The sequence below is a fragment of the Ferrovibrio sp. MS7 genome (assembly GCF_038404985.1).
In the GTDB taxonomy this organism is placed as follows: Bacteria; Pseudomonadota; Alphaproteobacteria; order Ferrovibrionales; family Ferrovibrionaceae; genus Ferrovibrio; species Ferrovibrio plantarum.
The window spans coordinates 924,561-950,232 of sequence record NZ_JBBKBA010000001.1 but is presented as its reverse complement, the minus strand read 5'-3'; the positions used below and the strand labels follow the sequence as shown (position 1 = coordinate 950,232).

At 66.3% G+C, this 25,672-nt stretch carries 31 protein-coding genes and 1 tRNA gene; 15 read left to right on the top strand and 17 right to left on the bottom strand.

All coding sequences use genetic code 11. The features are described 5' to 3' along the window. Positions 1–101 precede the first annotated feature (101 nt). From V6B08_RS04560 to V6B08_RS04545, 4 genes are all read left to right on the top strand, one after another. Positions 102–1,466 (top strand): heterodisulfide reductase-related iron-sulfur binding cluster, encoded by a 1,365-nt coding sequence (locus V6B08_RS04560; RefSeq protein ID WP_341978540.1) that lies wholly within the window; start codon positions 102–104, stop codon positions 1,464–1,466. 27 nt (positions 1,467–1,493) lie between these two features. Beyond that, positions 1,494–2,084, top strand: coding sequence for a DUF3501 family protein (locus V6B08_RS04555; RefSeq protein ID WP_341978539.1), 591 nt, complete (start codon positions 1,494–1,496; stop codon positions 2,082–2,084). Positions 2,085–2,181: 97 nt separating this feature from the next. After that, entirely contained in the window at positions 2,182–2,610 is a 429-nt protein-coding gene (locus V6B08_RS04550) for a hypothetical protein (RefSeq protein ID WP_341978538.1), read from the top strand. 31 nt (positions 2,611–2,641) lie between these two features. Further along, entirely contained in the window at positions 2,642–3,250 is a 609-nt protein-coding gene (locus V6B08_RS04545) for a pyridoxamine 5'-phosphate oxidase family protein (RefSeq protein ID WP_341978537.1), read from the top strand. 6 nt (positions 3,251–3,256) lie between these two features. Here V6B08_RS04545 and V6B08_RS04540 read toward each other — a convergent pair whose 3' ends face one another. Beyond that, positions 3,257–3,754: a group III truncated hemoglobin gene (locus V6B08_RS04540; protein WP_341978536.1), complete on the bottom strand. Its 498-nt coding sequence runs from the start codon at positions 3,752–3,754 to the stop codon at positions 3,257–3,259. 67 nt (positions 3,755–3,821) lie between these two features. After that, complete coding sequence (locus V6B08_RS04535) at positions 3,822–4,277, bottom strand: hypothetical protein (protein WP_341978535.1); 456 nt, start codon at positions 4,275–4,277, stop codon at positions 3,822–3,824. A 178-nt stretch (positions 4,278–4,455) separates the two neighbouring features. On the opposite strand from V6B08_RS04535, the gene V6B08_RS04530 reads away from it, so the two are divergent. Next, a complete protein-coding gene (locus V6B08_RS04530; protein WP_341978534.1) occupies positions 4,456–4,923 on the top strand; it encodes an RrF2 family transcriptional regulator in 468 nt (155 codons plus the stop codon). Here the strand turns inward: V6B08_RS04530 and V6B08_RS04525 are convergent. Together V6B08_RS04525 and V6B08_RS04520 are read right to left on the bottom strand one after the other, a co-directional pair. Further along, on the bottom strand, positions 4,899–5,600 hold the full coding sequence (locus V6B08_RS04525) for an SH3 domain-containing protein (protein ID WP_341978533.1): 702 nt from the start codon (positions 5,598–5,600) through the stop codon (positions 4,899–4,901). The two genes, V6B08_RS04530 and V6B08_RS04525, sit on opposite strands and share 25 nt — an antisense overlap. 88 nt (positions 5,601–5,688) lie before the next feature. Further along, a complete protein-coding gene (locus V6B08_RS04520; RefSeq protein WP_341978532.1) occupies positions 5,689–6,315 on the bottom strand; it encodes a precorrin-8X methylmutase in 627 nt (208 codons plus the stop codon). Between the two features lie 98 nt (positions 6,316–6,413). Between V6B08_RS04520 and V6B08_RS04515 the strand changes: the two genes are divergently transcribed. Beyond that, the gene (locus V6B08_RS04515; protein ID WP_341978531.1) at positions 6,414–6,989 is read left to right on the top strand and encodes a HupE/UreJ family protein; all 576 of its coding nucleotides are present in this window, start codon (positions 6,414–6,416) and stop codon (positions 6,987–6,989) included. Positions 6,990–7,053: 64 nt separating this feature from the next. Here V6B08_RS04515 and V6B08_RS04510 read toward each other — a convergent pair whose 3' ends face one another. The 3 genes from V6B08_RS04510 to V6B08_RS04500 form a co-directional block, all read right to left on the bottom strand. After that, a complete protein-coding gene (locus tag V6B08_RS04510; RefSeq protein ID WP_341978530.1) occupies positions 7,054–7,548 on the bottom strand; it encodes a hypothetical protein in 495 nt (164 codons plus the stop codon). Between the two features lie 14 nt (positions 7,549–7,562). Further along, a complete protein-coding gene (locus tag V6B08_RS04505; RefSeq protein ID WP_341978529.1) occupies positions 7,563–8,069 on the bottom strand; it encodes a response regulator in 507 nt (168 codons plus the stop codon). A gap of 217 nt (positions 8,070–8,286) precedes the next feature. Further along, complete coding sequence (locus V6B08_RS04500; protein ID WP_341978528.1) at positions 8,287–9,852, bottom strand: penicillin-binding protein activator; 1,566 nt, start codon at positions 9,850–9,852, stop codon at positions 8,287–8,289. A gap of 161 nt (positions 9,853–10,013) precedes the next feature. On the opposite strand from V6B08_RS04500, the gene rsmI reads away from it, so the two are divergent. The 6 genes from rsmI to V6B08_RS04470 all read left to right on the top strand — a co-directional run bounded on the left by rsmI (position 10,014) and on the right by V6B08_RS04470 (position 14,770). Further along, a complete protein-coding gene (gene rsmI, locus V6B08_RS04495) occupies positions 10,014–10,835 on the top strand; it encodes a 16S rRNA (cytidine(1402)-2'-O)-methyltransferase (protein WP_341978527.1) in 822 nt (273 codons plus the stop codon). Beyond that, positions 10,832–11,203 (top strand): YraN family protein, encoded by a 372-nt coding sequence (locus V6B08_RS04490; protein ID WP_341978526.1) that lies wholly within the window; start codon positions 10,832–10,834, stop codon positions 11,201–11,203. Before rsmI ends, V6B08_RS04490 begins: the two co-directional genes overlap by 4 nt. A gap of 52 nt (positions 11,204–11,255) precedes the next feature. Next, entirely contained in the window at positions 11,256–11,870 is a 615-nt protein-coding gene (locus V6B08_RS04485) for a BON domain-containing protein (protein WP_341978525.1), read from the top strand. Between the two features lie 8 nt (positions 11,871–11,878). Further along, entirely contained in the window at positions 11,879–12,709 is an 831-nt protein-coding gene (locus V6B08_RS04480) for a SirB1 family protein (protein WP_341978524.1), read from the top strand. A gap of 21 nt (positions 12,710–12,730) precedes the next feature. Beyond that, positions 12,731–13,687 carry a glutathione synthase gene (gene gshB, locus V6B08_RS04475; RefSeq protein ID WP_341978523.1) on the top strand — a complete coding sequence of 319 codons (957 nt, stop codon included), beginning with the start codon at positions 12,731–12,733 and terminating at the stop codon, positions 13,685–13,687. Positions 13,688–13,960: 273 nt separating this feature from the next. Further along, on the top strand, positions 13,961–14,770 hold the full coding sequence (locus V6B08_RS04470; RefSeq protein ID WP_341978522.1) for a maleate cis-trans isomerase family protein: 810 nt from the start codon (positions 13,961–13,963) through the stop codon (positions 14,768–14,770). On the opposite strand, the gene V6B08_RS04465 is transcribed toward V6B08_RS04470, so the two are convergent. From V6B08_RS04465 to V6B08_RS04425, 9 genes are all read right to left on the bottom strand, one after another. Next, the gene (locus V6B08_RS04465) at positions 14,762–15,625 is read right to left on the bottom strand and encodes an RNA polymerase sigma-70 factor (protein ID WP_341978521.1); all 864 of its coding nucleotides are present in this window, start codon (positions 15,623–15,625) and stop codon (positions 14,762–14,764) included. The genes V6B08_RS04470 and V6B08_RS04465 overlap by 9 nt on opposite strands. Further along, positions 15,622–16,155 carry a hypothetical protein gene (locus tag V6B08_RS04460; protein ID WP_341978519.1) on the bottom strand — a complete coding sequence of 178 codons (534 nt, stop codon included), beginning with the start codon at positions 16,153–16,155 and terminating at the stop codon, positions 15,622–15,624. Before V6B08_RS04460 ends, V6B08_RS04465 begins: the two co-directional genes overlap by 4 nt. A gap of 58 nt (positions 16,156–16,213) precedes the next feature. After that, positions 16,214–16,630: a PaaI family thioesterase gene (locus V6B08_RS04455; RefSeq protein ID WP_341978517.1), complete on the bottom strand. Its 417-nt coding sequence runs from the start codon at positions 16,628–16,630 to the stop codon at positions 16,214–16,216. Positions 16,631–16,667: 37 nt separating this feature from the next. Continuing rightward, complete coding sequence (locus tag V6B08_RS04450; RefSeq protein WP_341978515.1) at positions 16,668–17,570, bottom strand: DMT family transporter; 903 nt, start codon at positions 17,568–17,570, stop codon at positions 16,668–16,670. Positions 17,571–17,588: 18 nt separating this feature from the next. Then, positions 17,589–18,467: an alpha/beta hydrolase family protein gene (locus V6B08_RS04445; protein ID WP_341978513.1), complete on the bottom strand. Its 879-nt coding sequence runs from the start codon at positions 18,465–18,467 to the stop codon at positions 17,589–17,591. A gap of 38 nt (positions 18,468–18,505) precedes the next feature. Further along, the gene (gene gcvA, locus V6B08_RS04440) at positions 18,506–19,444 is read right to left on the bottom strand and encodes a transcriptional regulator GcvA (RefSeq protein WP_341978511.1); all 939 of its coding nucleotides are present in this window, start codon (positions 19,442–19,444) and stop codon (positions 18,506–18,508) included. Positions 19,445–19,636: 192 nt separating this feature from the next. Then, positions 19,637–20,521 carry a bifunctional methylenetetrahydrofolate dehydrogenase/methenyltetrahydrofolate cyclohydrolase FolD gene (gene folD / locus V6B08_RS04435; RefSeq protein WP_341978510.1) on the bottom strand — a complete coding sequence of 295 codons (885 nt, stop codon included), beginning with the start codon at positions 20,519–20,521 and terminating at the stop codon, positions 19,637–19,639. Between the two features lie 4 nt (positions 20,522–20,525). Continuing rightward, on the bottom strand, positions 20,526–20,840 hold the full coding sequence (locus tag V6B08_RS04430; protein WP_341978508.1) for a DUF167 family protein: 315 nt from the start codon (positions 20,838–20,840) through the stop codon (positions 20,526–20,528). A gap of 43 nt (positions 20,841–20,883) precedes the next feature. Further along, a complete protein-coding gene (locus tag V6B08_RS04425) occupies positions 20,884–21,174 on the bottom strand; it encodes a YggT family protein (protein ID WP_341978506.1) in 291 nt (96 codons plus the stop codon). A gap of 223 nt (positions 21,175–21,397) precedes the next feature. Between V6B08_RS04425 and V6B08_RS04420 the strand changes: the two genes are divergently transcribed. Then, a tRNA-Ala gene (locus V6B08_RS04420) sits at positions 21,398–21,473 on the top strand. A 92-nt stretch (positions 21,474–21,565) separates the two neighbouring features. Here V6B08_RS04420 and V6B08_RS04415 read toward each other — a convergent pair. Further along, positions 21,566–22,432, bottom strand: coding sequence for a ribose-phosphate pyrophosphokinase (locus V6B08_RS04415; protein ID WP_341978504.1), 867 nt, complete (start codon positions 22,430–22,432; stop codon positions 21,566–21,568). 117 nt (positions 22,433–22,549) lie between these two features. Between V6B08_RS04415 and V6B08_RS04410 the strand changes: the two genes are divergently transcribed. Continuing rightward, positions 22,550–24,064, top strand: coding sequence for a thymidine phosphorylase family protein (locus tag V6B08_RS04410; protein WP_341978502.1), 1,515 nt, complete (start codon positions 22,550–22,552; stop codon positions 24,062–24,064). Further along, positions 24,061–25,668 carry an MBL fold metallo-hydrolase gene (locus V6B08_RS04405; protein ID WP_341978500.1) on the top strand — a complete coding sequence of 536 codons (1,608 nt, stop codon included), beginning with the start codon at positions 24,061–24,063 and terminating at the stop codon, positions 25,666–25,668. The genes V6B08_RS04410 and V6B08_RS04405 overlap by 4 nt, the downstream gene beginning before the upstream one ends. Positions 25,669–25,672: the final 4 nt, after the last annotated feature.

The following is a 25,672-nucleotide window of genomic DNA, read 5'->3' as shown; positions in this document are numbered from 1 at the left end:
TCCGGATCAGCCCAAGCCTCTCGTAAGGCAGGGGCTGGTCCGGGATCACCTTTGGCTTATCGAAGTCAGACGCACCCAGCCTATATTCTGGAGAGCCGCGCATGCGCGAAGGCAGCCTGGAAGCGCCGATCCGCCACAAGCTGGATTGGAACAATCCCGATTTCTACGACATGGAGAAGATCGACGCCGAGATGCGGCGCATCTTCGACATCTGCCACGGCTGCCGCCGCTGCTTCAATCTGTGCGATTCCTTCCCCCGCCTGTTCGACCTGGTGGATGCCGCGCCGAGCGAGGAACTCGATACCGTCGACAGTAAGGATTTCAAGCCGGTCGTGGATGCCTGCACGCTCTGCGACCTGTGCTACATGACCAAGTGTCCCTATGTGCCGCCGCATGAATTCAACCTGGATTTCCCGCATCTGATGCTGCGCTACCGCGCCGCCGAGCGGAAACAGGGCCATGTCGATGCCATTGGCGACCAGTTGAGCCAGACCGACCGCAACGGCAAGCTCGCCGGCCTGGTGGCGCCGATCGCCAATTGGGCGTCGGACCGCTCGAACGGCCTGACGCGGCCGATCATGGAGAAGGTGGCCGACATCCACCGCGATGCCGAGCTGCCAAAATTCAATTCAAAGACCCTGGTGGCGCTGGCCAAGGCCGAGCCGGCGGTGGTGAACACGGCGGCACCGGGCTTCGGCAAGCGCAAGGCGGCGATCTACGCCACCTGCTTCGGCAACTACAACAATCCCGATATCGGCATAGCCGCGCAGAAGATCCTGGCGCATAACGGCGTCGCGCTGCGCGTCGATTATCCCGGCTGCTGCGGCATGCCGCGGCTTGAGCAGGGCGACATCGCCGATGTGGCGGCGAAGGCCCGCGTGGTGGCCGAATTCTATGCGCCGCTGATTGATGAGGGCTACGACATCGTGGCCCTGGTGCCATCCTGCGCGCTGATGCTGAAATTCGAGTGGCCGCTGATCCTGCCCGACGATCCGCTGGTGAAGAAGCTGGCGCAGGCCACCTTCGACATCTCGGAATACATTGTCGACATCGCCAAGAAGGATGGCCTGGCGCCCGGGCTGAAGCCGCTGGAAGGCGGCGTGACGCTGCATCTCGCCTGCCATGCCCGCGCCCAGAACATGGGCAACAAGGCGGTCGACATGCTCAAGCTGATCCCGGAGATGAAGCAGGGCAAGGACCTGGCGGTGATCGAACGCTGCGCCGGCCATGGCGGCTCCTGGGGCGTGCGCAAGGAATTCTTCGAGATCGGCATGAAGGTCGGCAAGCCGGTGATGCGCAGCGCCGTGAAGGAGAACAAGGCGCATATCGCGTCTGAATGCCCGCTCGCCGCCATCCATATCCGCCAGGGCATGGAAGCCGAGGGCAAGGACAAGGACGGCTTCAAGCTGCCTGAGAAAGCCGAGCATCCGGTGGAACTCTTCGCCCGTGCCTACGGGCTGATCTAACCCAAAGCATCAGGAGACTGTATGTACATGGCTCCCCGCACGTCGTTGACCCGTACCGACATCCTGCCGATGGATGCCTTCATCGCCGTCCGCAAGGAGAAGCGCGCCGAGGTGGTGGCGCTGAAGAAAAACCGCCGCGTTCCGCTCGGGCCGCATGCCACCTTCTATTTCGAGAATTTCGAAACCATGTGGTGGCAGATCCAGGAAATGCTCTACATCGAGAAAGGCGGCGAGGAACAGGTGGCCGATGAACTCGCCGCCTACGCGCCGCTGGTGCCGAAGGGCAATGAACTCGTCGCCACCTTCATGCTGGAGATCGACGAGCCGGTGCGCCGCGCCCGCGTGCTCGGCAGCCTCGGCGGCGTCGACCAGAAACTGTTCATCGAGGTGGACGGGCTGCGCGCCCAGGCGGTGCCCGAAGATGATGCCGAGCGCAACCGCGAGGACGGCAAGACCTCCTCGGTGCATTTCCTGCGCTTCCCGCTGACGCCGCAGCAGATCGAGGCTTTCCGCAAGCCCGGCGCCCGCATCCTGATCGGCTGCGAGCATCCGAATTACGGCCACCTCGCCATTCTGAACGAGGACACCCGCGCCGCCCTGGCGAAGGATTTTCTCTGAAGGACAGGATACCGTCCGGGCTTCCGACCAAGGGATGATTCCGGCCGCTCCGGACCCATGCTAGGATTGGCGTCATAACCGACCCTGGGGATGCATCATGACGCCCGATTCCATGGCCTTGTTCGCCGCCATCGTGATGCTGCTGCCGCTCGGCTATCTGTTCCTGGCCTCGCCGGCCTTCCTGTTCGTGCGCCTGAGCATTCCGGTGGTGACACGGCTGCTGCGCATCATGTTCAACGGCTATTTCCTGGTCGTCGTGGTTGTCGGCGCCCTGGCCGCCGCCGTGCATGCCAGCACGGCGCATCTCGCCTCGGCGCTCGGCCTGGCGCTGATCGCCAGCTTTGCCTTCTTCGCCCGGCGCTGGTTCCTGCGGCAGTTCGATGATGCCATCAGCGCCCGCGATGCCGGCGATGCCGCTGCGGTGCGCACCATGCGCCGCCTGCATGTCGGCGGCATGGCGGTGAACGCGGTGCAGCTTTTCGCCGTGATCGGCGGCGTGCGGGAATTGCTGCAGAGCCTGATCTAAAGAGTATACTGGCTCCGAGAGGAGCCCGAGCATGACCATCCTGGAATCGGAAGCCGAGTTGCGCGGCTGCTACGAGCAGCCCAATGATGTGGTGCAGAAGAAGATTCTTGCCCGCCTCGACCAGCATGCCCGCGCCTTCATTGCACTGTCGCCCTTCGTGGTGCTGGCGACCCATGGGCCGGACGGCGCTGACGCCTCGCCGCGCGGCGATGCGCCGGGCTTCGTGCAGGTGCTGGACGATGCCACCCTGCTGCTGCCCGACCGGCGCGGCAACAACCTGATCGACAGCTTGCGCAACGTCGTCGCCGCACCGGATGTCGGCCTGCTGTTCCTGGTGCCCGGCATCAACGAAACCCTGCGTGTCAATGGCACGGCACGCATCGTCACCGACGCGGACCGCCTGGCGCCGCTGGCGGCACAAGGCAAGCTGCCGACATCGGCGCTCGAAGTCAGCGTGCGCGAAGTCTTCTTCCATTGCGGCAAGGCAATGATCCGCTCGAAACTGTGGCAGGCTGAAAGCCAGGTGCCGCGCTCGGGCTTCCCGAGCTTGGGCCGCGTCATCGCCGACCAGATTGCCGGCGTCGATGCCGAGGCGGCAGAGCGGAATATCGAAGAAGCCTACAAGAGCCGGCTCTACTGAGCGGCCTCACACACTCCTGGCCGGGCCAAGCCAGTCCGGCGTCTGGCCGCGATGGAACTGGATGCCCAGCTTGAAGCTCTCGGCGATGCGCCGGGCGCGATCCAGGAACAGCGCTTCCGGTTCTCCGGGGCAAAGCTCGCGCAGGGTGGCCTCGAACAGCGTCAGCCAATGCTGGAAATCGCCTGCATCCAGGCCCTTGCCGTTGCCGGCTGAACCATCGAGCCGGATATGCGCCGGCATCGGGCGGCCGGCATAGCGGCCGGTCATCAGCAGCACCGAGGACCAGAAATCCATCATCTTCTTCAGATGCGGTTCCCAGTCGCTGCCGATCTCGGCGGCGAAGATCGGGCCGAGTTTCGCATCGGCGCGGATGCGGCCATAGAAGCCGCGCACCACGCGCTCGATCAGCGCTTCATCGATGCCAGCCTGGGCACCGGGCGCAATCGCCTGGCGGCGCGCGGCGCGTTCGGCATAGGTGGTGTCGGTTTCGTCGTGATGGGCCATGGCGTTGATCTAAGGAATTGCCTCGGGAAAAGCAAAGGCCGGGAGGCATTGCCTCCCGGCCTGCGGATTAGCGGGCAAGGATCACCGCGACGCAGATGCCAATGGTGGCAACGGCAAGGCCAAGCGGGATCAGCGTCACCTGCACCAGCGCGGCGGCGCCAGTAATGCTGCCGGTCCAGGTATCCATCCGGCCGCGCAGGAAATCCGCCAGGCTCGGGGCCGCCTGGCCGCCATGGCGGGCGCGCAGCAGGCCGCTGCCGAGCCGCGCCAGCACCACCGGCGTGCCGGCATACATGACCAGATACACAGTGCTGATCACCACCATGAAGGCAGCTTCGCTCTGCGCCATGAAGGTGAGCCAATAGGCCAGCATGCTGGCACCTCCGGCAGCCGCAACGATGCCATAGGCAGCAAGCGGCAGGTTGTCATAGACCGGGGCATTGTGCCGGTGCGGCGGCAGCAGCCCCGTGGTGTGGAGGGCAGCCATCTGAATGGTCTGGCGGAGGGCGGGGTCGTGACGCATGACGCGTTCCTTTCGTAGCAAGATGCCTGCTTTCGTAGCGATATGCCGGGCTTAAAGAAGCATCTGAAATGCATAATATGGACTTCTCAAAATTAAACAAGTAAAATAAATGCATCTTTTGTCGCACCCCTCCTGGCCACGAAAACCCCCTGGCCCGACCAGCACCCCGGAAGCCGCCATGCACCTGACCCTGCATACCGATTACGCCCTGCGCAGCCTGATGTTCCTGGGCCTGCACCCGGAGCGCCGCTGCACCATCGAGGAAATCGCCAGCCATTACGGCATTTCGCGCAATCACCTGATGAAAGTGGCGCTGACCCTGACGCAGCAGGGCTTCCTGGATGCGGCGCGCGGCCGCAATGGCGGGCTGAAACTGGCGCGGCCGGCAGCCGAGATCGGCGTCGGCGCCGTGGTGCGCGCCACCGAGGACAATTTCAATCTGGTGGAATGCTTCGACCGCGCAGGCAATACCTGCGTGATTGCCAATGCCTGCCAGCTCAAGCAGCCTTTCGCCGAAGCCGTGCGGGCTTTCCTCAGCGTGCTGGACCGCTACAGCCTGGCCGACCTGCTGGCCAATCCGGGCACGCTGCGCTCGATGCGGAAACTATTGGGACTGCCCGGTCACTCGAAGCTCTCCGAGGCATAAATACCCCAGAGGTGATTGCGCGGGATCCAGCCGCGCGCCCCGGCGATCTCCACCTGGCACCAGGAATCTTGGCATTTGCGCAGGCGTGCCTGCACGCCGGGCTCGGCGGTGAGCAGCACATCGCTGTTCGGATCGGGCTTCTTGAACAATTCGCGGATGGTGCCATCCACCAGGGCATAGCGTTTGCCAGACGTGAGATTCTTGTGCACCCAGGTCTCGGTGCCGTCGCGGTCGCGGATGCGGCGCCAGTATTCGTATTCACCCACCACTTCCACCGGCAGGCCACGGCGCTGGTATTGCCAGGCAATGGGGTAGCGCGAGCCGGGGCCGGTGCGGGCATTCACCTTGTCGGCGGCGAGGCTGACGAAGCGTGGCACCGGCAGGCCGGAATCGGCGCCCTTCTGCGGCAGGTCGGGGCGCGACGCTGCAGCCGATGGCGCCACCGGCGCGGCGGCGGGGGCGGCAACCGCAGCGGCCTGCGGCGCGGACGGCGGCGTCACGGCGGCATGCTGACTGGGGGCATGCTGACTGGGGGCATGCTGCACCGGTTTGGCGGCAGGCGCTGGCTTATCGAGCGGAACCGGCGGCTTGTCAGCAGCCATCGTCGCGCCAGACAGCATGGCAATGCAAGCCAGCAGGGCGGCACGTCGCCACGGCAGAAGACAGAATGCAGACATGATGCGGGTGTACGCTCGCGGCCCTAACGAATCGTTAAGTGCGAGTCTATCCCTCATCGGCCTGCGGCGGCAATCCGCTCAGCTTTCTCTACACCGCTCCGCTCAGGGCATTCAGCGCCGCCACCGCCATGGCGCCACCGCCGCGCCGGCCATGCAACAGCAGGTAGGGAATGCCGCGTGGATCACGCGCCAATTCCCGCTTCGCCTCCACCGCATCGACGAAGCCGACCGGGAAAGCCAGGATCGCCGCCGGCTTCGGTGCGCCGTCATCAAGCAGTTCGAGCAGGCGGAACAGCGCCACCGGCGCGGCGCCGATCACCACGATGGCATTGCCAAGATGCGGCGGCCACAATTCCACGGCGGCAGCAGGGCGGGCGATATTGCCGGCGCGACCGATGGCGGCGGCCTCCGGATCGTTGAGGAAGCAATGCACCGCGCTTTCCGGCCTGAGCCTGGAGCGGATCAGGCCATGCGCCACCATGTCGGCATCGGTGAGGATCGCGGCACCGGCGCCAAGCGCCCGGCGCACCGCTGCCACCAGGTCCTCGGACCAGGCAAGGTCGGCCACCAGATCCGGCTCGCCGCTGGCATAGATCAGCCGCAGCGCCACCTCGTCGATGCCCGCCGGCAGATGGCCGAGATCGGCTGCCGCGCGGATGCGGGCGATGCTTTCGCGGTGGATGCGGTCAGGGTCGCGGGTATAGTCGAGCGCCATAACGCCTTGTAGTGCATCATCCCGGCTTGTCAAAGCGCCGCCGGCTTGGCACAAATGTGTCAGGTGGGTTGGTACATCACAAGCAAGAGGCACTCTCCATGGTTTTCGCCCGACTGCTGCCCGGCGCCGCGTTTGCGGCGGCGGTAGCGCTTGCCAGCCCCGCAGCCTTCGCCCATATCGGCAATCATGCCGATGGCTTTACCCACGGCTTCACCCATCCCTTCGGCGGCCTGGACCATCTGCTCGCCATGGTGGCCATCGGCCTCTGGGCGCTGCAGCAGGGCGGCCGCGCCCGCTATGCCCTGCCGCTCACCTTCATGGCCAGCATGGCCCTTGGCTTCAGCCTCGGCCTTGGCGGCATCGACCTGCCCTATACCGAAACCGGCATCGCCTTGTCGGTGCTGGCGCTCGGCCTCGCCATCGCGCTCTCGCTGAAGCCCGGCCTTGGGCTGGCGCTGCCGGTGACGGCACTGTTCGCGCTTTGCCATGGCTATGCCCATGGCGCCGAAATGCCCGAGGGCGCTCCTGCTCTGCTCTATGCCGCCGGGATGCTGCTCGGCACCGGCCTGCTGCATGGCGCCGGCCTGCTGGCGGCGCGCTATGCCAGGCTGCCGCTGCTGCGCGCGGCGGGCGCTGCCACCGCCGCCGCCGGCCTGGCCCTGCTGGTGATCTGAAGCCCAAAACGAAACGGGGCGCGGTTTGCACCGCGCCCCACTTTTCGCATACGGCGTCGCCGCCTCAGGAATCCTTGTATTTCTTCGTCGCGACGTGCAGCACGTTGAGCAGTTCCTGCTCGGTCTGGCCGCCGCCGCCCTGGATGCGGTTCGCCATCACGACATAAAGCGCATCGATCTGCGCACCGATGATATCGAGCTGGATTTCGGTGGGCGCATGCATGCCTTGCACGAAATCGTTCAACGACTTGGCGAAGGCGGTGAGCAAAGGATACTTGAACATGCCGCCCATGCCCTTGATATCGAGCGACAGGCTGCGGATCTCGCGCATGTAATGCACGGTATTCTGGTCGCCCTCCGCCATCTGGTTCACGGCGGCCCGGAGCTGCTTCAGCTTGTCGGCAACCTCGACGGTGAAATTGTCGGTCGCCTTCTCCACCACCTGCTCAAGCTTCTTCATCACCTCGGGTTCGAGCTTGAGCGAGAAACCGCGCTTGAAGTTGACAGCTTTACGCTTCAACTCCTGCGGCGGCGCGATGAACGTGGGGCGCTTCGACATTTTTCCGGCCCCGCCTATTTATCGGGTTCGGTGCGGCGCTCAGGGCCGGTGTAGTTTTCGTCGCGCTTGCGGCGGCGGTCGGGACCGAAATAGCCGTCCACGCGCACGAACTGGCGCGGCCGCGCAATGGCAGCGGCAAGGCGGGTGTAGAAGCTCTGCACCGTATAGGGCTTGGCAACGAATTCGTTCACGCCTGCATCGCGGGCGCGTACCACGTATTCGATTTCCGAATTCGCCGTCATCATGATCACGGGCATCATGCGGTTGGGCGAGCCGGCGTCGTTGCGCAGCCAGCTCACCAGATCCATGCCGTTCTGTTCCGCCTGCAAATCCCACTCGGTGATGAGCACGTCGATGCGGCCCTGGCGCAGGATCGTCACCGCGCCCTCGAAATTGCGGGCGCGATCGATATGGTGCGCTTCAAGCGTAATCAGCACATCGCGAATCATCGTGCCCATCAAACGGTTGGGATCGACAATCAGGAAGTTGATTTTGGAAAAGTCGATCTTTTCCATACTCATGCGAAACGACCTTCTAAAGTCCACCGCGCATCGACAGGCGCCAAGTCAGGTTTAGGCGACGTTTGCCTGTCACACAAGCATACTGTGCCGCGCGCTATGTACTCGTAGCAGTTGTTGTATCCTTTTTCGACGGAAGCGCGCTGGAACGCAAGGGTCGAATTTCTGCAATCGACGGAATCGTGAGCATCGCACAAGACGCAATTAGTCAGATTTATCGTTAATTCGCGGTGACTTGGAATGAAGGCGGGGCAGGATCGACAACCCGCATGCCGCGCCGTTGCACCTCGAGTACGGCAAGGCCGCGCTCGACCACGCCATCAGCGCGGAAACGGAACAACCCATCGTAGCCTGCGAACCCGTCCGGGTTGTTCAACACGGCATCCGCGAACAAACCGCCCGGAGCACTACCTGCCGCCTCATTCGCAAGAACAGTGCGCGACAGCACACCGGCCAGCGCCGTGGCATCATAGGCCAGGCTGGCCAGACGCGGCGGGCGGCGGCCATAGCTCTGCTCGAAACGCTTGCGGAATTCCTCGAAGCCCTCCGGCGGCGGGCCGGCGAACCAGCCGCCGATCAGCGCCGGCTCGTTGCCCAAGCTGGGATCGTCCCACAGGCCGGTGCCCATGAAGCGCACCGCGCGCGGATCGATATCGAAATACGGCAGCAGCGGCGCGAGGGCGCGCAGCCGCGCACCGCCTTCGGGCAGCAGCAGCGCATCGACCGGCGCGGCAGCAACAACGCTCTGCGCCCCGGGCTGGGTGCTTTGGCCCAAAGCGCCGGCGGCGCCATAGAGCGGCGCGGCCGGGGCCGGCGCACCATCGGGGCCGGCCGGCTGCTCCGGCATGGCGAGGCCGCGCAAGGCGGCGGCAAAGCGGCGCACCGTCGGCGTCAGGTCCGGCGCATCGGCGGGATAGCGGTCCTGGCGCAGCAGCCTGGCGCCTTCGCGCTGTTCACCCCGCGGCGCCGCCACCGCCATTTCCATCGCCTGTGCCACCGCCTGGCCGTAGGCGGAATCCGGCGCCAGCAATGCGAAACGGCTCATGCCCTTGCTGCGCGCATAGCCAACCACGCGGGCGACCTGCTGGTCCGGCGTGAAGCCGAGGATATAGACACCGCTGCCGGCGACGCCACGATCGGTGGAGAAGCTCAGCACCTTGACGCCGCGCTCGCGCGCCAGCGGCGCCACGGCGGCGGCGGACGAGGCAAACAGCGGCCCGATGATGATATCGACGCCCTCGGCGAGCAGGCTCTGCGCCGCCCGCGCCGCCGCTTCCGGCTGGCCCTCGGTGTCGCGCGGCAGCAAGGCGAGGCGGTCGTCGCCAAGATCGAACAAGGCCATCTGCGCCGCATCCAGCAGGGCGCGGCCAAGCGTCGCACTGGGGCCGGACAGCGGCACCAGGAAACCGATGCGCACGCCTTCCGCCGCACTCGGCGGCACCAGGGCCGGGGCCGGCAGGGTCATCTGGCCCGGAGCCGCTGCTGGGGCTTGCGGCCCCGTGGGCGTGGCCGGCAGAGCCTGCATCTCGACACCGCGCGACGGGCTGGCAGGCGGCGCCGGCTGCTGCGGCACCGGCTGGGCCGTAGACTGCTGCGGCGCAGGGGATTGTCCGGGGCGCTGGGTCTGTTGCTGGCCGGGAGGGGGAGTCTGGGGCCGCACCACCGGGGTCGGCCGGCCGGAAACAATAGTTTCGAGCAATTCCGGGAAGTTAGTGGGCGGATTCTCGCAAGCCGCCAGGGCCGCCATTGCCAGCGCGCAGAACCCGGCCTTAAGGTAAGATTTCATCACTCGCTCGCTTCCAGGACCTAATGCCGCCGGCCGATTCTGACACTGCTACCGGCCCCGATATTGCCACCGATACGACCGGGACCAGCCAATCCACCCTGCTCGCTGCCGCCCTTTCGGCCCTGGGCCGGCAGGACAGCTTCACCCCAGGCTTATATCTGGTGGCCACGCCCATCGGCAACGCCGCCGATATCACCGTGCGCGCGCTCGCCCTGCTGGCCCGCGCCAACCTGATCGCCTGCGAGGATACCAGGGTCAGCGGCGCTTTGCTCAGCCGCTATGGCATTCGGGCGAAACTGCTGCCCTACCATGAGCATAATGCCGCCGAAATGCGGCCCGAAATCCTCCGCCGGGTGGCCCAGGGCCAGGTGGTGGCGCTGATTTCCGATGCCGGAACCCCCCTGGTTTCCGATCCCGGCTACAAGCTGGTGCGCGAGGCGGTGGCGGCCGGCCTGGCGGTCACCGCCCTGCCCGGCCCGTCCTCGGTGCTGGCCGGCCTCTGCCTGGCCGGACTGCCGACCGACCGCTTCCTGTTCGCCGGCTTCCCGCCGGCCAAGGCCGGGGCAGCCACCGCCTGGGCCCAGGAACTGGCCGCCATCCCAGCCACCCTGGTGCTGCTGGAGGCGGCCTCAAGGCTGCCGGAATCGCTTAAAAGGCTGGCCGAGGCCCTGGGCGGCAGCCGCGAGGCAGCGGTGGCGCGCGAACTGACCAAGAAATTCGAGGAAGTGCGCCGGGGGCCGCTGGCCGAGCTGGCGGCACATTATGCCGAAGCCGGCCCGCCCAAGGGCGAGGTGACGCTGATCATCGGCCCGCCGGCGGCGGAGGCCCTGGCGGCGGCGGAAGCCGATCTCGATACCCGCTTGCGTGAGGCTTTGCGCCATCTCTCGGTGAGCGAGGCGGCGGCCACCGTGGCGACGGCCACCGGCCAGCGCAAACGCGCCGTCTATGCCAGGGCGCTAGAACTCGCCCAAGCCGGCAAATGAAGGCCGGTTCCGCGCGCCGCAGCCGGCAGCAGGCCGGGCGCCGCGCCGAGGCATTGGCGGCCTGGTGGCTGCGCTTGAAAGGCTACAGGATCGTGGCCCGCAACTTCCGCCATGGCAGCGGCGAGGTGGATATTCTTGCCCGGCGCGGCGCCGTACTCGCGGCAGTGGAAGTAAAATGGCGGCTGAGCCAAGCAGAGGCGGCGGAAGCGGTGCAGGCCCGGCAAAAACATCGCATTGCGCGGGCCGCTTCGGTATTCTGGGCAAGGCTGCCCGACCATGATCAGGTGGTGCTGCGCTTCGACGCGCTGCTGCTTGCGCCCTGGCGGCTGCCACACCATATCCCGGATGCCTGGCGGCCCGGAGCCTGATCCGGTCGCCGCAACTTCATTATTGCTTTGCTTCATCCTAAGGAGAGTCCGCGTGACCCGTAACGCTTCCGCGATCCGCCTGCTTCCCATGCTGCTGCTGCTCGGGGCCATGCCGGTCCTGCAAGGCTGCGTCGGCGTTGCCGTCGGCGCCGGTGCCACGGCAGGCATTGCCGCTTCCGAGGAGCGCGGCGCCAAGAATGCCGCCAACGACAAGGGCATCCAGCTCGCCATCAACGAGCGCATGTTCCAGAAGGATCTTGGCTTGTTCGGCAAGGTGAGCGTGACGGTGTATGAAGGCCGCGTGCTGCTGACCGGCGTGGTGCAGAAGCAGGAAGACCGCGACGAGGCCGAGCGCCTCGCCTGGAGTCAGGGCCGCGCCGTGGAAGTGATCAACGAACTGGTGATCGCGCCGAGCGGCAGCCTGATCGATTCCGCCAACGACACCTGGATCACCAGCCAGCTCCGCATCAAGCTGACCGGCGATTCCTCTGTGGTGGATATCAACTACAGCATCGACACGGTGAATGGCGTGATCTACCTGATGGGCCTGGCGCAGAGCGAGGCCGAGCTGACGCGCGTGACCGATCATGCCCGCACCATCAAGGGGGTGCGCCGCGTGGTCAGCCATGTGTATTTGAAAAACGATCCGCGCCGCCGGCCGGTGTAGAACCGCAGATGACCGCGACCGGCACGGAGGCGATCGAAACAGCGCTCAAGTCGCTGGGCGCCGTGCCGGACGATCAGCTTGATATCGCGGAAGCCGCCCTGCTGCTGGCGGCGCTGGACCGCCCCGGCGCCGACCTCGCGCCTTATCGCCGCCATCTCGGCGACCTTGTCACCACCGTTGCCGCTGCCGAGGCCGGGAGTGAGGCCGGCGCCCGCGCGCTGGCGCTTTCCGCCGTGATCGCGGCGGAGTTCGGCTATCGCGGCGACAACGAAACCTACGACGATCCGGCCAATGCCGACCTGATGCGGGTGATCGAGCGCCGGCTCGGCCTGCCCGTCGCGCTTGGCATCCTCTATATCCATGCCGGCCGCGCGCAAGGCTGGCGCGTCGACGGCCTGGATTTTCCCGGCCATTTCCTGATCCGCGTCGAAGGCGACGATGGCAGCCTGGTGCTGGATCCCTTCCATCTCGGCCGCATCGCCGATCCGCCGATCATGAACGAATTGCTGCGCCGCATCAGCGGCGAGCAGGAATTGCGGCCCGAACATGTGCGGCCGATGAAGGCGCGCGAAGTGCTGCTGCGCCTGGCCAACAACATCAAGTCGCGGGCCTGGAAGGCCGGCGACACCGACCGCGCCGCCACCATGCTGGAACGCATGCTGATGCTGGCGCCGGAATTCGCCCCGGCCTGGCGCGAACTGGGCCTGGTGGAGGAGAAGCGCGGCCGCATCCGGCAATCCATCGCCGCCACCGAACGTTTCCTGGTGCTGTCGGGAAGTGAAGGCGCAAGCCTTGAGGCGCAGGCCTTTCTGCACCACATTCGCCGTCAGCTTAACTAGAACCAGCAAGAGGGTAAGGCCATGGCGTTGAAGGTGGCGATCCAGATGGACCCCATCGAAAGTATTGATTTCGATGGCGACAGCACCTTCGTGCTCGGCCTGGAGGCCGAGGCGCGCGGCTATACGTTGTGGCATTACCTGCCCAAGGACCTGAGCTTCCATGACCGCCGCGTGCTGGCCCGCGCCCGCCCGCTGCGGCTGCGCCATGAGCGCGGCAACCATTTCACGCTCGGCGCCCCGGAACTGATCGACCTGATCGACATGGACGTGGTGCTGATGCGCCAGGATCCGCCCTTCGACATGGCCTATATCACCGCCACGCATCTGCTGGAGCATGTCCATCCGCATACCCTGGTGGTGAACAACCCGGTCGCCGTGCGCAATGCGCCGGAAAAGCTCTACGTGACGCATTTCGACGGCCTGCTGCCGCCGACGCTGATTTCCTCCGACTTCGAGGCGATCAAGGAATTCCGCGCCGAACACAAGGACATCATCCTCAAGCCGCTGTTCGGCAATGGCGGCGCCGGCGTGTTCCACTTGAAGCCCGGCGACGAGAATCTCGGCTCGCTCTATGAGATGTTCACCAAGTTGAGCCGCGAACCGGTGATCGTGCAACGCTACCTGCCGGAAGTGCGCGCCGGCGACAAGCGCATCATCCTGGTGGATGGCCGCCCGGCAGGTGCGGTGAACCGCGTGCCGGCGGAAGGCGAGGCGCGTTCCAACATGCATGTCGGCGGCCAGCCGAAAAAGACCGCGCTGACCAAGCGCGAGGAAGAAATCTGCGAGATGATCGGCCCGCATCTCAAGCGCGACGGCCTGATCTTCGTCGGCATCGACGTGATCGGCGACTATCTCACCGAGATCAATGTCACCTCGCCCACCGGCATCCAGCAGATCAACCGCTTCAACGGCACCAAGATCGAGGCGGAAATCTGGAATGCCATCGAGGACGCGCTCTCCCGCCGCGCAATGGCTTAGGCCCGACCAAAATGCGTCATGCCCGCACTTGATGCGGGCATCTCATGCCAGGTGGGCCAAGATCGCCGGATCACTGTAAGCGCGCGAACGCCAGAGGCGTTCGTGGGCGCACAGGCCCGTAGGGCCCGGCGGCAATGACAACTTTATATTTTCGCCACCGCTCTCGCGGCAGCACGAATCTCTTTCCAGCACCGCGCGTTATTGACGATTTAGTCAATTACGGTTTCCTTGACGTGGCAATTGTGGCAGGCTGGCGCCAGAAGGAGCCTTGCCATGTCTGCCGCCCCCATCCCCGCGTCTGATTCCACACTGGCCATTGACCTGCAGAACCTGCCCTATGAGCTGGATGCCGGCATGGGACCGCGGCTGCGTATCGGCCTGATCGCGCTGTCTGGCGACCAGACCATCGAAGAAGAATGCCGCCGCATCTGGGACCAACCCGGCGTGGCGCATTACGTCACCCGCATCCTGCACCATGCCGGCAATGTGAACCTGGAAACCCTGCGCCGCATGGAAGGCGGTTTGAGCGATGCCGCAGCCCTGCTGCTGCCCGGCCTGCGGCTGGAAGTGATGGCATTCGGCTGCACCTCGGGTTCGCTCAGCATCGGCATTCCGCGCGTGCATGCATTGCTGCGCCAGACCCGCCCGGACATCCATTGCACCACGCCGATGGAAGCCGGCTGCCTGGCGCTGCGCCGGCTCGGTGCGCACCGCCTGGCTTTCCTCTCGCCCTATCAGGATGACGTGAACCGCGCCATGCGCGGCTATTTGATCGAGCAGGGTTTCGCGGTGCCGGCGATGGCCTCCTGGAACATCGCCAATGGCGGCATGGTGAACCGCGTGACGCCGGATACCGCCGTGCAGGCGGTGCGCGACCTTTGCCGCGCCGCGCCTGACACCGATGCGGTATTCGTTTCCTGCACGGCTCTCCGCCTGGTGCCGCATATCGAGGCGCTGGAGCAGGAGATCGGCAAACCCATCGTCACCAGCAACCAGGCTCTGGCCTGGCATTGCCTGCGGCTTGGTGGCGTCGAGGAGGCAGTACCGGGCTTCGGCCGCCTGCTGCGGCTGGGTTTAGTGTAGCAACTCCAGCCGCGCCAGCTTGTCCGGGTTGCGCACCACGAAGATGCTGCGGATACGGTTCTCGACGATTTCAAACGTGAATACCGAGACCGGCATCCCGTTCTCGAACACGACAAAGCCGGGCTGGCCGTTGACGCGGCAGAGCCGCCGTTCATGGCCCGCGCGGCGCTTGCGCGCGATGCCGGCGAAGAAGCGGGCGCAGCGGTCGGCGCCGTGGATCACGTTCAGCGCCGCCTGCGCCTTGCCGCCACCATCCGACCAGATCAGGGCATCTTCCGCCAGCAATCCAGCAAACGCTGCCGGATCACCGCTCTCGGTGGCGGCCGCGAACCGTTTCGCCAGGTCGCGCGCGGCAGCGGCATCGGCGCCGAAGCGTGGCCGTTCCTCGCGCAGATGCTTCTCGGCGCGGCTGACCAGTTGCCGGCACGCGGCTTCCGACTTGCCGAGGATCTCGGCGATCTGCGGATACTCGTAATCGAAAGCCTGGCGCAGCAGATAGGCGGCGCGCTCCGGTGGCGACAATCGCTCCAGCACCAGCAGGAAAGCCATGGAAAGGCTTTCCGCCAGCTCGACCTCGAAGCCGGCATCGGGGGACACCACCGGTTCCGGCAGCCACGGGCCGGTATAGGCTTCGCGCTCGACTTTCGCGGCGCGCAGGCGGTCGATGCAAAGCCGGGTGCAGGCGGTGACCAGCCAGGCTTCCGGGCTGCGCAAAGCGGCGACCTCCTGGTTATGCCAGCGCAGATACGTGTCCTGCACCGCATCCTCGGCCTCGCCGAGGCTGCCGAGCATGCGGTAGGCCAGCGCCTGCAGGCGGCGGCGGTGGCGCTCGAAGATGTCGGCGTGAGAATTCATGCCGCGATTTCCACCTTGCTGCAGCTCAAGGCATAGCCGGTGGCGCGCTTCAGTGTCGGGTAGACCCGCATGCAGGCCAGCGCGAAGCCGAGTTCGAACATGGCAGCGCGGCCGATGATGGCTTCCAGTTCCTGGCGCAGTTCTTCCATGTCGTCGGCATTCCGTGCCACCGCCTGGCCGAAGCGCCAGGCCAGGCCATAGGCGGGCGGAAGTTTTTCCGGTTGCCGCGCCAGGGCGAGGCGCAACAGGGCGGGATCGGTGCCGGCGGCGCGGTCGAGATTGACATGGATCTGCACACATTCACCGCAATCATCGGCCTGGATGGCACCGAGCGTGGCAAAGCGGATGATCGCCGCCTGTTCTGGCTTGAGCATGCCCTGTTGATGGGCGAGCGCGCCGAATGCCTCCATGCGCTCGAACACGGCGGAGCCAAGCGCCGCCATCTCGCGCATGTAATCCAGGCGGACGCCGCCAAGCCGGGCTTCCGAGGCTTCGACGCGGGCGAGTTTTTCAGTCAGGGCATGGTTCATGGCGGATCTCCTGTTGCGATACCCCCAAGACGTGGCGGGCCGCCATTCTGTGACAGGCCTAGCCCAATTTACTTGTCACCGTGCCATCGGCGACCAGGTTGCCGGCAGCGTCGCGCACCGTGATGCGGCTGACCACCAGCGATTTGCCGCGTTTCAGCACTTGGGCTTCGGCGCGGATTTCCACGCCATTCGCCGGCCCAAGATAATTCACCACCAGGGAAGCGGTGGCGGCGCGGTGCTGGCTTTCCGGCGGCGCATTGGACACGGCGGCGGCCATGCCCGACACGTCGATCAGCGTGGCGATGGCGCCGCCATGCACCATGCTGCCGACGGTGACATTGCCGGGCTGGAACGGCAGGCCGAGCAATACGCGGTCGGGCTCGGCTTCGAGCAGTTGCAGGCCGAGCCGGCTGCCGAGCGGTGAATTGATCAGCAGATTCTGAATGCGGTCATGGATCGGCTGCGGCAGCGGCATGGCTGGTTCCTCCCGGATTGGGAGGATACTGCCACAGTTACTGTTTCGGGTGCAGCACCCGCACGCCGAGGCTGACGCCGCCGATCACCAGCAGCATCGCCAGCAATTCACGGCCATCCGGCCCACGCCCTTCATGCAGGAAGGCGTAGAGCAAAGCGAACAGGGTTTCCGACACGATCAATTGCCCGGCCAGCGCCACCGGCAGGCGCCGTGAAGCGACATTCCAGGCCCAGGTGGCGGCCCAGGCGGAACCGAGCCCGGTAAGCAAGGCCGTGCCGCCAAGCAGCCACCAGGCTGTTGCCGGCACATCCGGCAGACTGCCATCGAAGAGCGGGAACAGCGGCAGCAGCAACGGCAGGCCGAGCAGACAGCCAAGCCCGATCAGCGACGACCAGTCGGCGGCGTCGAGGTCTGGATGCCGCGCCAGATGCCGGGCATTGAGCAGGGCATAGATATTCCACACCGCCAGCGCGCCGAGCGCGGCGCCAATGCCGAGCCAGTCGAGCCGGCCATCCAACTGTGGCGTCTGTTGCAGCAGCAGGCCGGCGAGGATCAGCGCCAGCGGCAGGCTGAGGCGGCGCAGCAAGGCGGCATCGCGCCAGGCCACCGAGAGCGGCACCACGATCGGCAGGCAGCCGATGATCAAGGCGGTGAGCGCCGCGCCGGTGCGCTGCACGGCCAAAACCATCAGCACCGAATAGCCGAGATTGCCCAGCACGGCGAGGCCGAGCAGCGCGCGCCAGTGGCGGCGCAGCAGATCGCGCAGCGGCCGGCGGCTGAGCAGCAGCAGCGACAGCAGGCCATAAACCAGATAGCGCGCCGCCGTGATCGTGACGGCGCCGAATTGCGGCACCAGCAACGGCACGATGAAGGTGAGGCCCCAGAGCGCGCCGGCGCCGAGGCCGGCGCTTATACCAATCCATATCGGCTCGATCCGCATGGATGCGGATATAGTGGATCAGGCGGCGCGCGTCATCGCTCCGGACTGGTGCAACAGCCAGTCGGCGGCCATGTCCCAGTATTGCACCGGCATGGCGCGGCGGAAAAAACCGAAATGGCCGATCTGTTGCAGGCCCCAATCACCCGGCGCGACATGGCGGCGTTCGACCTGCGCCTGCGGGTAATAGTCCATCAGCGCATCGGCGGCCTGGCGCGGCGCAATCGTATCATCGCTGAAACTGAGGCTGAGCAGGGCTGAGCGCAGCAGGTGATTATAGGGCCGGAGCGGCTGGCCCTGTTCATCCGAGATATAATGCCGTGAGCGGCCCCAGCGCGCCCATTGCAAAGCCACGCCGCGCGGCAGCGGCTCGCCACCAAAGATCGCGCCGGGCATCTGGCCCTGCAGCCGGGTCAGCACCGGGATCAGCAGATACCACAGCGCCAGCATGCGCAGTTTCGCCCGCAGGCCGGGCCAGTGGCGCCAGTAGCCGCTTTGCGAGCCGACCAGCATGACAGCCTTGAATTTGCCGATATGCGGCGAGAGGCCAAGCACCTGACCACCGAAGGAATGGCCAAGCAAAGCCAGCCCGGCATTGGGCCGCTGCGCCAGCAGCCAGTCGGTCGCCGCCACGGCATCCAGCGCGCCCCAATGCTCCATAGCCTCGGCCGGCCCGCCGCGCGACTCACCAATGCCACGGTAATCGAAAGTCAGCACCGCGATGCCGCGTGCCGCCATGTGGCGGGCGAAGGCATCGTAGTAGCGGCGCGGCACGGCGGTGGCGGAATTGATCTGCAGGCTCAGGCCGGCATCGCCAAGCGGGGCGTAATAGGTCGCGGCGAGGCGGCGGCCATCGGCGGCGGTGAGGCTGATGCTTTCCGGTTCGGGTATCTGCGTCATGGCGCGACCATGGCGCCAGGCCAGGGCAGAGACAACCGCTAAAATGGCCGCTTCGCCTGAAGCAGCTTCATCTGGACATCGGCCTGGGCCAGAAGCTGCACCAGCCAGTCGCGCAATGCCTTGAGCCTCGGCCGGTCGGCCTCGGCGCGACGGCAGACAAACCAGTAGGCATAATTCTCCGACAATTCGAGGCCGAACGGCATCACCAGCCGCTGTTCCAGCAGGCGCGGCGCCAAGAGCGGCGTGACGCCGAGCGTGATGCCGATGCCGCGTTCGGCGGCATCAATCGCCTGCTGCATGTTGTCGACCCAGATTTCGCGCTTCGGCTTGAGGCCGGCAACACCCGCCGCCGCCAGCCAGCGGTCCCAGGCTTTCGGTAAGTAAGACAGGTGGATCAGCGTATGGTCGCGCAGGTCGCGCGGCCGGGTCAGCGCGCGCAAGGCGCCCCTGCCCTGCATCAGTTTGGGCGAGGCCACCGGCGTTACCGAAATGCTGGCGAGCCGCGTCGAGGACAGGCCGGGCCAGCGGCCATGGCCCCAGCGGATCGCGGCATCGACCGGATCGCGGGCGAAATCGGCGTTGCGCTGGGTCGATTCGACATAGAGCCGCAGGCCGGGCTGGCTATCGAGAAAGCTTTCGAGATTGGGGATCAGCCAGGCGGCGGCGATGAAGGGCACGGCGGAGACACGCAGCTCGTCGCCCTGGCTTGGCGCCTGCAGCCGCTGCGAGGCGCGCGCCACTTCGTCCAGCGCCCGGCGCACGCTGCCGAAATAATCCTGGCCCGCTTCAGTGAAGCGGATCTCGCGGTTGAGCCGGCGGAACAGCGGCAGGCCGAGATGGCGCTCCAGCGCCTTGACCCGGTGGCTAATCGCAGAGGGCGTGAGGTTGAGTTCGCCGGCTGCCGCCTTGAAGCTCATATGGCGGGCGGCGGCATCAAAGGCTTCAAGCGCGAGCAAAGGCGGCAGGCGTTTCCCCATGCCGCCAGCTTAGCCGGATTCAGGCGAAGCGAAAGCCTGTCGTGGGGGAAGGGCCGGCATCGGGGAGGGCTGCCCCAACGATACGTCGTCATGCCCGCACTTGATGCGGGCATCTCGTGCCAATGGAGAAAGATGCCCGGGTCAAGCCCGGGCATGACGCATGGGAATTACAATTCGATCCCCGCCCAGGTCTTACAGCGCGCCGGGATCGATCCCGGCGCGGCGGCAGGCGGCGGTGAGCGTGTTGCCGAGCAGGCAGGCGGTGGTCATCAGGCCGACGCCGCCGGGCACCGGGGTGATGGCGCCGGCGACTTCCACGGCGGAAGCGAAATGCACATCGCCGACCAGTCTGGTCTTGCCGTCTTCCTTCGGGATGCGGTTGATGCCGACATCGATGACGATGGCACCACGCTTGAGCCACTCGCCGCGCACCATTTCGGGCCGGCCAACGGCGGCGACCACGATGTCGGCGGCCTTGCAGAGCGACGGCAGGTCGCGGCTGCGCGAATGCGCCACAGTGACGGTGGCCGAGGCGCCGATCAGCAACGCCGCCATCGGGCGGCCGACCAGGATCGAGCGGCCGATCACCAGCGCATAGGCACCGGCCACCTCGGCGCCGATCTTTTCCAGCATGATCATGCAGCCCTTCGGCGTGCAGGGCACCAGGGCTTCCATGCCCTGCGCCAGCATGCCGGCATTCACCGGATGCAGGCCATCCACATCCTTGGCCGGGTCGATGGCTTCGATGATCTTCTGGGTATCGATATGGCCGGGCAGCGGCATCTGTACCAGAATGCCATCGACACGCTCATCGGCATTGAGCCGCGCCACGACGCCGAGCAATTCGGCCTGGCTGGTGCTGGCCGGCAGCTTGATCTCGTCGGAGACCATGCCGGCCTCGCGGGTCAGCACGCCCTTGTTGCGGACATAGACCTGGCTCGCCGGGTCCTCGCCCACCAGCACCACAGTAAGGCCGGGCACGCGGCCCGTGCGGGCCTGGAACAGCGGCACCTTCGCCGCCACCTCGGCACGCAATTCGGCGGCGATGGGCTTGCCTTCGATCAGCTTGGCGGTCATTGCACTAATCCTTCATCTTAAACCCGGCAAGCCAGGCATCGAGCCGCGCCCGCCACATCGTCACATCGCCGTCCAGCGCCACCTGCTTGTGCCGGTCGGTCTCGCCGGCAGCGAGGCTCAAATCGCGGCCCGCCACGCCTAGTTCCTTTGCCAGCAGCCGCAGCAGGGCGGCATTGGCCTTGCCCTTCTCCGGCACGGCGGTGACGCCGATGGCCAGTTCCACGCCGCCCTTGGCGGCAGGCTTCAGGCCCAGCACGCCATCGCGCGATGCCTTCGGCGTCAGCCGCACCAGCAGCCGCAGGCCGCCACCGATTTCCACGTAAGGCTTCAGGGCAGCACCGTCGTCAGGGCAGCAGCCGTCGTCAGAGCAGCAGGCGGGCCAGATCCTGCACCAGCAGCCGCTGCACGAACATCAGCAGCAGGATCAGCAGCACCGGCGAAATATCCAGGCCGCCGAGATTGGGCACCACGCGGCGGATCGGCCGCAACGCCGGCTCGGTGACGCGGTAGAGGAAATCGCCGACCAGGTAGACGAAGCGGTTGCGGGTGTTGATGACATTGAAGGCGACCAGCCAGCTCAGGATGGCCGAGGCGATCAGCAGCCAGATATAGAGACCGATCAAGGTGTCGATCAGCCAGATCAGCGCATACATCGCGGTTCCTCGAAAAGAGCGGCGGGGACAGGATGGCCCTTGATACCGGCTGCCGCCCGGCTTGGCAATAACAGGGCCGGAATGGCCCGCCCGAACGCCGCGCCAGACACCCGGGGAACGCCGCCAGGGCCGGAAAAAGCCGCTAGAGGGGTGTGGACAAACCGGGCCGCCTTGGCTACAAGCATGCCGCCCGCGAGATTGCGTAAGCGGGCCGGAACGGACTGGGGCCGTAGCTCAGATGGGAGAGCGCCTCGTTCGCAATGAGGAGGTCAGGGGTTCGATTCCCCTCGGCTCCACCAATCCAGCCCTTCCGCTGCCCGGCCCTGGTTGCCCTGGCCCGGCCCACGTTCTTGTCATGTTCCCTTAAAGTATAGTGAGGCCGCGACCGGCCCTACAGCGCCGCCGCCAGCAGCGGCGCCAGGCTGATGGCGTTGCTGGGATGCGGCACGCTATCGCAGGAGACGATGCGGCTGGCCAGCGGCTGCAAGGCGGCATAGGCATCGCCGGCGAACAGCGCATGCACCACGGCGCAGACCGGCTTGGGCAGGCCTTGCGCCACCAGCAGCCGCGCCGCCTGCATCAGCGTGCGGCCCGAGGAGGCGATATCATCCACCAGCACCGGCTGGCGGCCGCGATAGGCGGAAAGATCGGGCAAGGCGATTTCGACATCACGGTCGCCATGGCGGGTCTTGGCCAGCACGGCATGCGGCGCCCCGGCCCGCGCCGCCACTGCGGCCACCCATTGCTCGCTTTCGGCATCCGGCCCGAGCAGCAGCGCATCGGGCACGGCGGCGGCGATCCAGTCGGCCAGCAGCGGTGCGGCATGCAGCGCCTGGGCCGGAATGGTGTAGAGCGCATCGAGCGCGGGATAGCGATGCAGATGCGGATCGACGGTGATCAGGCGGTCGACATGCCGCGACAGGATGGCGGCGAAGCTTTTCGACGACACCGCCTCGCCGGGCTGAAAGCGCTTGTCCTGCCGCATATAGGCGAGATAAGGCGCCAGCAGCGTGACCCGGCTGGCGCCAAGCTCGCGCGCCGCATCGGCGGCGAAGACCAGCGGCAGCAACAGCGGATCGGGCGCCGCGAGCGTGCAGATCAGCACCGCCTCGCGCCCTTGCAGATCGCCATGCAGCCGCACATAGCTTTCGCCATCGGGAAAATGCCGCGTTTCGACCTCGCCGCAGGGGCCGGCACCCAGCCGCGCCAGTTCGGCGGCGAGGGCCTGGTTTCCTGGCAGCGGCAGCAGCAGGCGCATGCTTTCCTCCCTGTGGCGCTTCACGGGGCGCCGTGGCTGGCCCGGCGGCGATGGCGAGGTTAGACTGGCGACCGGGTGACAGGCAAATACCACAGAAAACTAATCCCGCACCGTATCATGCTGAAGCTGAAACGCATCGCCATCGACACCCACCGCGAAAGCATCGCCTATCTCAGCCGTGCCTGCAGCCATTACCGTGCCGATGAATTCCAGGCGCTGGGCAAGATCGAAATCCGCGCGGCGGGTGGCTCCTGCCTGCTGGCGACGCTGAATATCGTTGACGATCCCGCGCTGCTGCAGGGCGATGAGCTGGGGCTTTCGGAAGAAGCCTTCCGGGTTTTCGGCATCGCCGCCGGCAGTTCGGTGCGCATCGCGCATCCGCGCCCGGTGGACAGCCTGGAGGCATTGCGGCGCAAGATCGAGGGCCATGAGCTGAGCGATGCCGAATACGCGGCGGTGATCGGCGATATCGCCGCCTCGCGCTACAGCAAGATGGAAGTGGCCGCCTTCCTGGTCGGCTGCGCCGGCTTCATGACCGTGGAGGAAGTGCTGCGCCTCACCCGTGCCATGGCCAATGTCGGGCGCCGGCTGGATTGGGGCGGACGGCTGGTGGTGGACAAGCATTGCATCGGCGGCATTCCCGGCAACCGCACCTCGATGATCGTGGTGCCGCTGGCGATGGCCCATGGCCTGACGATTCCGAAAACCTCGTCGCGCGCCATCACTTCGCCGGCCGGCACTGCCGATACCATGGAAGTGCTGGCCCGCGTGGATATCGGCACCGATGAGATGCGCGCCATCGTCGACCGCATCGGCGGCTGCCTGGTCTGGGGCGGGCGGGTCAATCTGTCGCCGGCCGATGACGTGATGATCACCGTGGAGCGGCCGCTCGGCATCGATACGCGCGAGCAGATGGTGGCATCGATCCTGTCGAAGAAGCTGACCGCCGGCTCGCGCCACCTGGTACTCGACCTGCCGGTGGGCCCCAGCGCCAAGCTGCGCAGCCAGGCCGATGCAGTGCGGCTGCGCAAGCTGTTTGAATATGTCGGCGGCGCCATCGGCCTGTCGCTGGATATCCGCATCACCGATGGCAGCCAGCCGATCGGCCGCGGCGTCGGCCCGGTGCTGGAGGCGCGCGACGTGATGGCGGTGCTGCGCAACGAGGCGACGGCACCGGCCGATCTGCGCGAGCGCGCCCTGCTGCTGGCCGGCGCGCTGATCGAGGCCGATGCGGCGGTGAAGGGCGGCCAGGGCATCCGCCGCGCCCGCGAGTTGCTGGAAAGCGGCGCCGCCTTGCGCGCCATGGAACGGCTGATCGAGGCACAGGGCGCGAGTGCCGGCATCCCGGCGCCCAGCAGCACCAGCCGCGAGGTATTCGCTCCGGCCAGCGGCGTGGTCAGCGGCATCGACTGCCTGCGTATCGCCCGGGTGGCGCGCATGGCCGGGGCGCCGGCCTTCAAGCATGCCGGCGTTGACCTGCTGCGCAAGATCGGCGAACCGGTGCGCCAGGGCGAACCGCTCTACCGCATCCATGCCGGGCTGGATGCCGATCTCGGTTTCGCTGCCGAACTGGCGCAGCAGGATAACGGCTACCATATCAACGGCACCGCCGGCAGGGAGAATGCACCATGAGTCTGCGTCTTGGCGTGCATGGTGCCGCCGGCACCGTTACCGGCTCCTGCTACCGGCTGGAAATCGGCAACCAGGCGGTGCTGATCGATTGCGGCATGTTCCAGGGCGACAAGACCCTGAAGCAGATGAATTACGAAGCCTGGCCGTTCGATCCGCGCCACATCGCCGCCGTGCTGCTGACCCATGCCCATACCGACCATAGCGGCCTGGTGCCGAAACTGACCAAGGCCGGCTATGGCGGCCCGATCTATGCCACGCCCGGCACGGTCGACCTGCTGCGCTTCATGCTGCCGGATTCCGGCGGCATCCAGGAAATGGAAGTGGAGCGGCTGAACCGCCGTAATCAGCGCCGCGGCCTCGGCATCGTGCAGCCGATCTATACCGTGGACGACGCCGAGGCCAGCCTGCAATTGCTGCTGCCGCGCGACTACAACACCTGGTTCGAAGTGGTGCCTGGGCTGCGGGCCCGGTTCTGGAATGCCGGCCATATTCTCGGCGCCACCTCCATCGAACTGGAAGCGGAAAGCGGCGGCGAAACCCTGCGGTTGCTGTTCTCCGGCGATATTGGCCCGGAACACAAGGCCTTGCAGGAAATCGCCGAAGCGCCCAAGGCGCTGGATGTGGTGGTGATGGAATCGACCTATGGCGGCCGGCCACGGCCGAAGCTGGACGATGCCGGCCGCCGCGCCGCCCTGGCCGCCGAGGTGAATACCGCGCTCGCCGCCGGCGGCAACCTGGTGATCCCGGCCTTTGCCGTGGAGCGGACCCAGGAATTGCTCGCCGACCTGACGCGGCTGATGGCGGAAGGCGCGGTGAAACGCGTGCCGGTCTTTGTCGATTCACCGCTGGCGACCAATATCACGAATGTCTTCGCGCGCTACCTGCACAAGACCAATGGCGTGCAGAGCAGCGAGCGCCAGCCCTTCCAGGGCGGCAGCCTGCATTTCACCCGCAGCGTGCAGGAAAGCATGCAGATCGAGCAGGTGAGCGGCGGCGCCATCATCATCGCCGCTTCCGGCATGTGCGAGGCCGGCCGCATCCGGCATCACCTGAAGAACAATCTGTGGCGGGCCAATGCCACCGTGCTGCTGATCGGCTATCAGGCCGCCGGCACGCTCGGCGCGCTGCTGGAACAGGGCACCAACCCGGTGCGCATCCAGGGCGACGAAGTGCAGGTGCGGGCCAGCATCCGCAAGCTGGAAATCTATTCCGGCCATGCCGACCATGATGAATTGCTCGATTGGCTGCGCGACCGGCTGCCGGTGCGGCGCGGCCTGCTGCTGACCCATGGCGAGGCCGATGCCATCGCGGCATTGCGCAGCGCCATAGCCGGCTGGGGCGAACAGGCGCCGATGGTAACGGTGCCGAAGCTGGATGAATATTACGACCTGACAGCGCCGCATCCGCGCCTGCTGAAAGCCGGCGTGGCGCGCAAGCGGCTCGACCGCTATGCCGAAGCCGAGGCCATGGCCGGGCATGACTGGCATAACGACTATGCGCAGCTCATGCTGCAGGTGCAGCAGCAACTCCGCCGCGCCGGCAGCGATCCGGAACGGCGCCGCCTGCTGCGCAAGCTGCACCGCGTGCTGGGCAAGGAAAGCTGAACGG

Coding starts and splice junctions, on each gene's coding strand:
- V6B08_RS04560 (WP_341978540.1), top strand. CDS start 102: ATGCGCGAAGGCAGCCTGGAAGCGCCGATCCGCCACAAGCTGGATTGG.
- V6B08_RS04555 (WP_341978539.1), top strand. CDS start 1,494: ATGGCTCCCCGCACGTCGTTGACCCGTACCGACATCCTGCCGATGGAT.
- V6B08_RS04550 (WP_341978538.1), top strand. CDS start 2,182: ATGACGCCCGATTCCATGGCCTTGTTCGCCGCCATCGTGATGCTGCTG.
- V6B08_RS04545 (WP_341978537.1), top strand. CDS start 2,642: ATGACCATCCTGGAATCGGAAGCCGAGTTGCGCGGCTGCTACGAGCAG.
- V6B08_RS04540 (WP_341978536.1), bottom strand. CDS start 3,754: ATGGCCCATCACGACGAAACCGACACCACCTATGCCGAACGCGCCGCG.
- V6B08_RS04535 (WP_341978535.1), bottom strand. CDS start 4,277: ATGCGTCACGACCCCGCCCTCCGCCAGACCATTCAGATGGCTGCCCTC.
- V6B08_RS04530 (WP_341978534.1), top strand. CDS start 4,456: ATGCACCTGACCCTGCATACCGATTACGCCCTGCGCAGCCTGATGTTC.
- V6B08_RS04525 (WP_341978533.1), bottom strand. CDS start 5,600: ATGTCTGCATTCTGTCTTCTGCCGTGGCGACGTGCCGCCCTGCTGGCT.
- V6B08_RS04520 (WP_341978532.1), bottom strand. CDS start 6,315: ATGGCGCTCGACTATACCCGCGACCCTGACCGCATCCACCGCGAAAGC.
- V6B08_RS04515 (WP_341978531.1), top strand. CDS start 6,414: ATGGTTTTCGCCCGACTGCTGCCCGGCGCCGCGTTTGCGGCGGCGGTA.
- V6B08_RS04510 (WP_341978530.1), bottom strand. CDS start 7,548: ATGTCGAAGCGCCCCACGTTCATCGCGCCGCCGCAGGAGTTGAAGCGT.
- V6B08_RS04505 (WP_341978529.1), bottom strand. CDS start 8,069: ATGAGTATGGAAAAGATCGACTTTTCCAAAATCAACTTCCTGATTGTC.
- V6B08_RS04500 (WP_341978528.1), bottom strand. CDS start 9,852: ATGAAATCTTACCTTAAGGCCGGGTTCTGCGCGCTGGCAATGGCGGCC.
- V6B08_RS04490 (WP_341978526.1), top strand. CDS start 10,832: ATGAAGGCCGGTTCCGCGCGCCGCAGCCGGCAGCAGGCCGGGCGCCGC.
- V6B08_RS04480 (WP_341978524.1), top strand. CDS start 11,879: ATGACCGCGACCGGCACGGAGGCGATCGAAACAGCGCTCAAGTCGCTG.
- gshB (WP_341978523.1), top strand. CDS start 12,731: ATGGCGTTGAAGGTGGCGATCCAGATGGACCCCATCGAAAGTATTGAT.
- V6B08_RS04470 (WP_341978522.1), top strand. CDS start 13,961: ATGTCTGCCGCCCCCATCCCCGCGTCTGATTCCACACTGGCCATTGAC.
- V6B08_RS04465 (WP_341978521.1), bottom strand. CDS start 15,625: ATGAATTCTCACGCCGACATCTTCGAGCGCCACCGCCGCCGCCTGCAG.
- V6B08_RS04460 (WP_341978519.1), bottom strand. CDS start 16,155: ATGAACCATGCCCTGACTGAAAAACTCGCCCGCGTCGAAGCCTCGGAA.
- V6B08_RS04455 (WP_341978517.1), bottom strand. CDS start 16,630: ATGCCGCTGCCGCAGCCGATCCATGACCGCATTCAGAATCTGCTGATC.
- V6B08_RS04450 (WP_341978515.1), bottom strand. CDS start 17,570: ATGCGGATCGAGCCGATATGGATTGGTATAAGCGCCGGCCTCGGCGCC.
- V6B08_RS04445 (WP_341978513.1), bottom strand. CDS start 18,467: ATGACGCAGATACCCGAACCGGAAAGCATCAGCCTCACCGCCGCCGAT.
- gcvA (WP_341978511.1), bottom strand. CDS start 19,444: ATGGGGAAACGCCTGCCGCCTTTGCTCGCGCTTGAAGCCTTTGATGCC.
- folD (WP_341978510.1), bottom strand. CDS start 20,521: ATGACCGCCAAGCTGATCGAAGGCAAGCCCATCGCCGCCGAATTGCGT.
- V6B08_RS04425 (WP_341978506.1), bottom strand. CDS start 21,174: ATGTATGCGCTGATCTGGCTGATCGACACCTTGATCGGTCTCTATATC.
- V6B08_RS04415 (WP_341978504.1), bottom strand. CDS start 22,432: ATGCGCCTGCTGCTGCCGCTGCCAGGAAACCAGGCCCTCGCCGCCGAA.
- V6B08_RS04410 (WP_341978502.1), top strand. CDS start 22,550: ATGCTGAAGCTGAAACGCATCGCCATCGACACCCACCGCGAAAGCATC.
- V6B08_RS04405 (WP_341978500.1), top strand. CDS start 24,061: ATGAGTCTGCGTCTTGGCGTGCATGGTGCCGCCGGCACCGTTACCGGC.